A 7,158-nucleotide genomic window follows, 5' to 3' on the forward strand; every position below is an offset into this window, starting at 1 on the left:
CAAAGAGGAGGGAGCCAAAAAGTTTTAGATTATCACGGCAATGCATTTAAACTAAGATGTGTTTCTTGCCACGCCAGATATGACCCTAATGTATTTGACTTGGAGAGGTTAAACAGAGAAAATCAATTACCGCCTCTTTGCAAAAAATGCAACGGGGCAATAAAAAGTGATGTTGTCCACTTTAACGAGCCCATTCCTTCGGATGTTGCTGAAAGAAGTTTCGAAGAAGCATCGCAATGCGATTTGATGTTAATTTGTGGGACTTCAGCGGTAGTTTATCCTTTCGCCAATTTACCCCGGGTAGCCAAACGACGCCAGCTTGAGAAAGGAATTGGAATTATTTTAATTGAAATCAATGCGGAACCAACTCCCCTTACGGAACAAAAAATATCGGATTATCTAATTCAAGGGAAAACGGGTCAAGTTCTGCCTCAAATAGTGGAAGAGGTTAAAAGGATAGGCAAAGAATATGGGAAATAGCGTTTAGGGGGAAAATTTAAACTTTAGAGGTCTTTCTTATGGCCGGAAACCGTGATCCAAAAGAAACGGTTAGCCTTGAAGAGCTTCTGATGAGCAAGGTAATTGAGCAAAAGGCATTGGTCAATTTGCTTGGAGGTACAAAAAAGATGCCATCTTTAAGAGCTAACCGCGATAAGTTCATTGTTCGGGCGGAGAAGAAATAAATGCCAGTGAACAAAGACAGATTTTTCATCCTGGGAAGAGTTTCCAAAGTTTGGCTCCAGGGTGTTTTACTCTTAATCCTTTTCGTTAATCCATCTTTTGCCCAGATGCTCGCCGGCAAGGAACCCTCTGAGCAGACGTCTCCGGGAGAAAAAGATGGGCCGAATGGAGTCGAGTTAGATAAAGATTACTTGCGGGGGTATATTACGGATACACAATCTATCCTCACCTCGCCATTGCGCTGGGAAAAAGAAGATTGGCTGAAGGCTTCGTTAGTAGCGGCGGTAACTATGGGATTATATGCTTATGACCAGAATATACAGGATTGGGTGCAGAAGAATCGGAATACCATCACCGACGATGTAGCCAAGTTAGTCACCCCCTTTGGTAACGGGTTCGTTATTCTTCCGGCTTTAGGAGTTTTCTACCTTTATGGTTGCTCTGAGGGAGATAAAAGAGCCCGCTCGACTGCCTTGCTAAGCCTGGAGAGTCTTGTACTCTCGAGTGTCTTCACTGGAAGCCCTGAAATTTACGACTCATCGATATAGACCCAATGAGGAGAACCAGTATAACAAATGGGATGGGCCGAGTTTTTCCACTTCTCACCTTTCTTTTCCCTCCTGGCAGTCATCCTCTGCTTTCGCGATAGGGACGGTAATCGCGTCAGAGTATAGTGATAAGGTCTGGGTTCCTCCGTTGGCCTATGGGATCGCTACATTAATTGGCCTCACGCGGATCCATAATAATGACCACTGGGCCTCAGATGTCTTCCTCGGGTCAGCGATCGGATTTTTCACAGCTAAAGCTATTGTTGCCTTGCATAAGAAAGATATAGACCTTGTCGTTATGCCGGTAATTGAGGACCAGTTCAGAGGATTGGCCCTATTTTATCAATTCTGATCCTTTCTTAGAAAGTCGCCTCTACGGATTACGAAAGAGGAAAAGAACGCAAAGAATTTACATGTAATTGGGGCTAAGGTTTTGGCAGACAAATACATTGTGGGGTGGAGATTGTTCCGATAATTCCGTTGAAAGAGATGGTCATTTGAGGACCGACACGCGAAAGGCGCAGGATCGGATCAGCTTTTTAACTATCTTTTTTTTCGAAATAAAAAGCTTCATTGATGCAAGGCTTAAAGAAAAAGAAGGAGATTAAGCGTCGTTCTGAAGTTCAAAAAAAATTGGCGGAAGTGCATGGGAATCGAACCCACCCGGGACGCCGCTCAGCGCCCCGCACTGGATTTGAAGTCCAGGAGAGCCACCAGTGCCCTATCCACTTCCACTCAATAAAAGGCTTTAGCCACAGAGAGCACAGAGATCACTGAGAAAAAACAATCATAAAAAGCGAAAAAAGTTTAAAAAAGCATATCCAACCATTATGGCGATGTCGAGCAAAATCTCCCGAAAGATTGATATTTTGGTTCTTTACGCCCAACTCCGAACTTATTTCTATTTTTGACTCCCTATCTTCGCACTCCGAATTCCGCATTCCGAATTTTATTTGATATATCCTTTGCTCTTCAGCCCCTCATAAAGGTCTTTAGCCTTGTTCACACTGTCCACAATTATGGCTGCCGTCATAGTCGCTGAGGAGATCGCGTCCACCTGGGGATCGAAGTCTACGGGCTGAAGAATCGACCGGCCGATAAGGCGTTGCCTCATCTGCTCGATTTCTTTTTCATTCCAAGAAAGGTTGTTCAGTTTAGTCACTTGCAGAGGGAGAAAATTCACAATCTCCCCCTTTTCGTTGAAAGTGAAAATAAAATGGGTGGCATGGCAGATGTCGCAGGTTGGCGTCCGGCTAGCAAGCTTGGCGAATAAATAGGATTTCGCCGTTCCGGCTTGAATCTCCCCCACATAAATTCCTTCACCGTCCGGCAAGTTTATTTTGACCACCTGGAGTACTTTCCAGCTCGGGCTGAGCATGGATTCCTTGGCTTTTTTCAGCAATTCATCTTCATTGTAACGAAGGTGAAGTTTTTGGCTTTTAGCCTGTTGGAGAGATGGGTCTTTGTATTGCTTCAAAAGGGTGTTGACATCGGCCTTTAAGGAATCGTTTATTTCTTTCAGGATTTTTTCCGGGTCCTTGGTCAGCCCAACTTTCGTATGGGCCACAAGAAGGCCAGAATCCGTTTTGCGAACTAAGAGCATAAAGGGCGTTGCACCAGGGTCTCCGATTGCCTCATAAGCCGAAAACTTAGAGTCTGGGATGATGGGGAAAAAAATCTGCTTTTCTGCCTTGAAGGAATCCACTTCCCGCTGATTATTCCCGGCCCCAATGCCAATAAATTTTACCTTCCCTTTTAAATGGGAGGTTTTTTCAACCATCGAAAAAACTTGGTTCATGACCGGCGCCTGGAGCTGGCAGGAGAAGCAATACTTATTCAAATATTCCACAAGGATCAAGTCGGCCTTAATATCTTTGAGGGAGAATGAATCCCCCTTGATCAAGCCAAAGAATTTTTGGGGGAGTCCCAGATATTCCGCATCATTTTTAGCTAAGGTCATAGGAAAAGAATATTCTGGGAAAAAGTCTCCGGGAGTAATGATTCTCCCTTTTTCTAAGGTCCAGGCTGGAATGGACGAGATGGCGATGACAGCAGCGATCAGTAACGCTACCAGAAAGTTTTCCGATTTTTTCATTCTGCCAACCCCCCCTCAATCCTTCTTTCATTCAGTATAAGGAATAAATCTGGGCTGTCAATATATCAGTTTGCCTTGCCCACCCCCAGTTTTGAAGATTGGCCCTTTCTCCCAGTTAGTGTGCCGGTTCGGGCAGGAAGGTCCCGCCCTTGGCGGGATTGGTCAAATAAGGCAGTGGTTATTTCGAAGTAACCACTCAAAAAAACTGGGGGTGGGCAAGATCAGTTTGCTATCCTTCGCCTGCCAAATTACTTCTTTTGCGACCGGCGTAGAAGGCTGGTGACCCCCCATCTCAGGCGTAGATGATTTGACTGGATTCATCCGCCATTGGATGCGGGGTCTTCCAAAAGGGCGTTGCGCTGGAAGGAAAGGCCGGTAGAAAGTTCTTTTAAGAAAAGATCAACCTGGGTGAAGGGAAAGTAAAGGAGCTGCGGCTCCTGGAGTTGCACCTGACATCCCTTAAGCCAGGTCCGGGCTTTGCGGTTTCCCTGCGGGATCATCGAACCTAAAATCACAGCGCCCATTTCGCGGGCATCTGCGCCAGGAAGGCTTCCCCCGGCAGTGGAAGGACGGGAGCCAACCGGGAAGGGGCCGGTGGTAAATTCAGGCTGGAGGAAAGTAAGCCGGCTGGCCAGGGTGTGAATTAGCTGGGGGTTCCGAAACTTTATAGCTGGAACGAAAAAATAGATGGGCCGTCGTCTCTCTTTCTCGTGGTTGACCACTCGCGGCGGCGGAGCTAAGCGATAAAGGTCTGCCATGGTCTCGAGGCGTTCCCCCCCTGATTCCACGACTGTCTGGCAACGCCAGAACGGTATCCAAAACAACCCTTTTGAGGACCCAGTTGGGGCGGATAAAATTGTCTGGTATGGGAACTCTGCCCATTCTCCATTCTTCTCACCCCAGAGGCGCCGGCAGGTGCCACAAAAGTGTAAAACGCTGAAAGGGCGAAAGGGGAAGGTCCAGCCACAGTTTGGGCAACGAAAAGGAAGAAAGCGCAGCTCATTGAAGGCGAAAGACTGGCGACTCTCTTCACCTTTCAGCTTATTCAAAATGAAAGATCCATCCGGGGTAACCCTGAGTACTTTCTTCCCTACGGCGTCGAGAAGAAGGACCTCGCGCCCTTCCGCATGTTGGCACTCTACGTACCAGATGGGAAAATAGATCACCGAGAAGCTCCTTCCTACAAAGCCGTGGAGGGTGACTTCCGTGACCAGATCTTCGGCCTCAAAAAACAAATTAGAAAACCGTTCAGCCTCAGCCTGGGCTTGCTCCAGGGTAGTCTCTAAGGGAAGAAAAGACTCTCTTTTTTCCAAGTGTCCCTGGTCAAAAACCTGCAGAACAAAGGCCTGAGAGCGAACTCCTAAATTGGAAAGGCCCATCTCCAGGCCCATGGTTCCGGGAATGGTGTGGTCCAACAAGCGGGTCAAAAGAACCTTTATCCTCTCCATGGGCGGAGGAACCCCGGCCTCAATCTTGATTTTCATGGGCTTCAAACCAAAGACCCATCGATATACACTTCCTTGCATGCGCCAAAAGGGAGCATGAAAGAGATAGGTTTCCAAAGGGCGCAGGGAGCGTCTTCCCATGTTTTTGAGATGATCTATGGCCTGGGCCTGGGCTGCTTTAAAGTCCTGAAGCTGAGCCGGAAAGACATAGCGGAGAACCCCTTCCCTTCCGGCTACCAAAAGCAATGAGCCACAGAATTCGCACCGGATTACATGGGCTTCTTCCAGAAAAGCGATATCTCCGCCGCACTGGGGACAGAGGATTTGGATGCTGACTTGCGATTCGACCGGGGTATGCATTCTTAATTTTAGGACGCAGAAAACCGCTTAGCGCTATGCGCATAGTGTTTTTAATTTTTGATAGGGGCGTATATATGCGCCAATCTGCGCCCCATGCCTTATAGCTTTTCACCGCATTGGTTACAGAAAACGGCTTCGGCCAAGGCCTTGGTGCCGCACTTAGAACAGAGACGCTCCATCTTCTCGACCTTGGCTCCGCAAACCATGCAGAAATTAGCCTCCAAAGGAAGGTCTTTTCCGCACTGAAGACACTTGTTGAGTTTGAGGATCTGATGTCCACAGGAGGGACAAAAGCGGGCCTCAAAAGGAATTTTGGCATAGCACTTTGGGCACTCGAGCTTTTTGCGGCTGGGAGTTGTTTTACTCCCCTCTTCCATGCTCTTCAGGAGGATTCCCGGAAGCATCATACCCATACCTGCTCCCACTCCCAGGCCCATGCCGGAAGCTGCCGCCGATCCAGCCACCCCGCCTTCGGCCTTGGCTGCATCTCCCAGAGCCTTGCTGGCCTTGAACTTCAAGAAAGAATCGAGGTCTCCCACGGCCTGCATGCCACTGCGTTCGTCAATCATCTTCTGGACCTCGTCCGGAGGGGTAATGCTGTTGATAAATAAGTCCACCAGCTCCAAGCCGTACTTCTGGAAATCCTGCTCCCCTCGGGCTTTCAGGGCTATGCCCAATTCAGTGTAGAGACGGGGCAGCTCGAAAATGCTTTTCAGGGTTTCCCCCAGAAGATCGTTCATCCTGGATACAATTACATCTCGAAGGTAATTAGAGATCTCTTCGCTGGAGAAAATTCCTTGCGTGCCGATCAGGGTGTTGATGAACAGAAGAGGCTGGACGATGCGCATGGTATAGTTGCCAAACGCCCGGAGCCGTACCACCCCCAGCTCCTGGTCTTTAAAAGCCACAGGTTCCTGCGTCCCCCACTTGAGGTGGGTGAAAACTTTCAAATTGACGAAGAGGATTTCCACCCGGAACGGGCTTTTGAAGCCAAAGGGAAAGCTTAAAACTTTGGTGAGGATAGGCAGGTTCAGGGTGGAAAGGGTGTGCCGCCCGGGCCCGACGACGTCGTACCCTTTGCCATCTCGAAAAAAAACCGCGGCCTGGTTCTCCCTGACGATGAGCTGAGCTCCAAACTTGATTTCAGCCGATCCGGACTCAGGTATCCGGTGCACCATTTCGCGGCCGCTCTCGTCGAACCATTCGATGACTTCTAGAAACTGACTCATAATTTCCTCCTCTTTTCAATGGATCAGGCAGGTCGGGCTAAAAAATCATTTCGATTCCGGAATTTTTTCTCTAAGGCGTCCACAAGACTCTCGGATTGCTGCATTCTTTGGCGTAAAACCTCTGAGGAGGCATCCTGGACCATCTCCTCCATCTGGGCCTGGATCCCATCGAGATCTTCCATCAAAGAGAGATCGAAGGAATAGAGTTGGTCCAACTCCTCTTCCCGAATCTTCTCTAAATCGAAGATCCCGCCGTAGCCATAACTGGCATACCGGATCGTGTCCACCATCTGCTGGAGATGGGAAGAGAGTCGATCCATTTCAGCCAGGAAGGTAAGATCTCCCTTCTGGCTGATATCCAGGATCAGCCGCTTAAGCAACTTGCGGGTCTCTTGAAGGCGAGCGGCTAAATGTTCCCGCAGCTGCTTATCGGTTTCCCTGCGATGTTCGCGGTCCCGGTACGTGCGAATTCCGGGGATCTTGGCCAACCAGTTTTCTATCCGGTCTGAAAAACCTTTGGGGGTACCCATGGATCTCCTTTCTTCACAAGAAATTACGTCAGCATAACAAGGTTGCCAACTATATCGCGAAATCTCATCAGAAAAATTGGGCTAAGGCCTCATTCTCGTATAAGGAAACAGAGCATTTTTAAGAATTTTATATTAGGCTTTTCTATTTGACTCATGTTAACCTGTTGTTTAGGAATCAGTTTGCTTGAGAGTTATCGTTACCGGTGGCTTTCTCAGGCTCGGGGGCCAGGGCGCTTCGCTTGGCATCATGAGGCGCTCGACTTTCCATGG

General features: G+C 48.4%; 7 protein-coding genes and 1 tRNA gene. 3 read left to right on the forward strand and 5 right to left on the reverse strand.

Features of this window, described 5'->3' with window-relative positions; all coding sequences use genetic code 11:
• The 3 genes from Q7V48_04825 to Q7V48_04835 all read left to right on the forward strand — a co-directional run.
• On the forward strand, positions 1-480 hold a 480-nt coding region (locus tag Q7V48_04825; GenBank protein MDO9210057.1), incomplete at its 5' end, for a Sir2 family NAD-dependent protein deacetylase.
• A 38-nt stretch (positions 481-518) separates the two neighbouring features.
• A complete protein-coding gene (locus Q7V48_04830; protein ID MDO9210058.1) occupies positions 519-683 on the forward strand; it encodes a hypothetical protein in 165 nt (54 codons plus the stop codon).
• Entirely contained in the window at positions 684-1,229 is a 546-nt protein-coding gene (locus Q7V48_04835; protein ID MDO9210059.1) for a hypothetical protein, read from the forward strand. It begins immediately after the preceding gene.
• 634 nt (positions 1,230-1,863) lie between these two features.
• On the opposite strand, the gene Q7V48_04840 is transcribed toward Q7V48_04835, so the two are convergent.
• The 5 genes from Q7V48_04840 to Q7V48_04860 all read right to left on the reverse strand — a co-directional run bounded on the left by Q7V48_04840 (position 1,864) and on the right by Q7V48_04860 (position 6,888).
• Positions 1,864-1,962, reverse strand: a tRNA-Sec gene (locus tag Q7V48_04840).
• Positions 1,963-2,178: 216 nt separating this feature from the next.
• Positions 2,179-3,324, reverse strand: coding sequence for a hypothetical protein (locus Q7V48_04845; protein ID MDO9210060.1), 1,146 nt, complete (start codon positions 3,322-3,324; stop codon positions 2,179-2,181).
• Positions 3,325-3,641: 317 nt separating this feature from the next.
• Positions 3,642-5,129 (reverse strand): hypothetical protein, encoded by a 1,488-nt coding sequence (locus tag Q7V48_04850; protein MDO9210061.1) that lies wholly within the window; start codon positions 5,127-5,129, stop codon positions 3,642-3,644.
• 98 nt (positions 5,130-5,227) lie between these two features.
• A complete protein-coding gene (locus tag Q7V48_04855; protein ID MDO9210062.1) occupies positions 5,228-6,358 on the reverse strand; it encodes an SPFH domain-containing protein in 1,131 nt (376 codons plus the stop codon).
• A gap of 23 nt (positions 6,359-6,381) precedes the next feature.
• Positions 6,382-6,888, reverse strand: coding sequence for a hypothetical protein (locus tag Q7V48_04860; protein MDO9210063.1), 507 nt, complete (start codon positions 6,886-6,888; stop codon positions 6,382-6,384).
• Between the last annotated feature and the right edge of the window lie 270 nt (positions 6,889-7,158).

The sequence above is a fragment of the Deltaproteobacteria bacterium genome (genome assembly GCA_030654105.1).
Lineage (GTDB): Bacteria > Desulfobacterota > SM23-61 > SM23-61 > SM23-61 > JAHJQK01.

Bases quoted from the DNA above. Each gene is read 5' to 3' on its own strand.
- Q7V48_04845 (MDO9210060.1), bottom strand. From the start codon at position 3,324: ATGAAAAAATCGGAAAACTTTCTGGTAGCGTTACTGATCGCTGCTGTC.
- Q7V48_04850 (MDO9210061.1), bottom strand. From the start codon at position 5,129: ATGCATACCCCGGTCGAATCGCAAGTCAGCATCCAAATCCTCTGTCCC.
- Q7V48_04835 (MDO9210059.1), top strand. From the start codon at position 684: ATGCCAGTGAACAAAGACAGATTTTTCATCCTGGGAAGAGTTTCCAAA.
- Q7V48_04855 (MDO9210062.1), bottom strand. From the start codon at position 6,358: ATGAGTCAGTTTCTAGAAGTCATCGAATGGTTCGACGAGAGCGGCCGC.
- Q7V48_04830 (MDO9210058.1), top strand. From the start codon at position 519: ATGGCCGGAAACCGTGATCCAAAAGAAACGGTTAGCCTTGAAGAGCTT.
- Q7V48_04860 (MDO9210063.1), bottom strand. From the start codon at position 6,888: ATGGGTACCCCCAAAGGTTTTTCAGACCGGATAGAAAACTGGTTGGCC.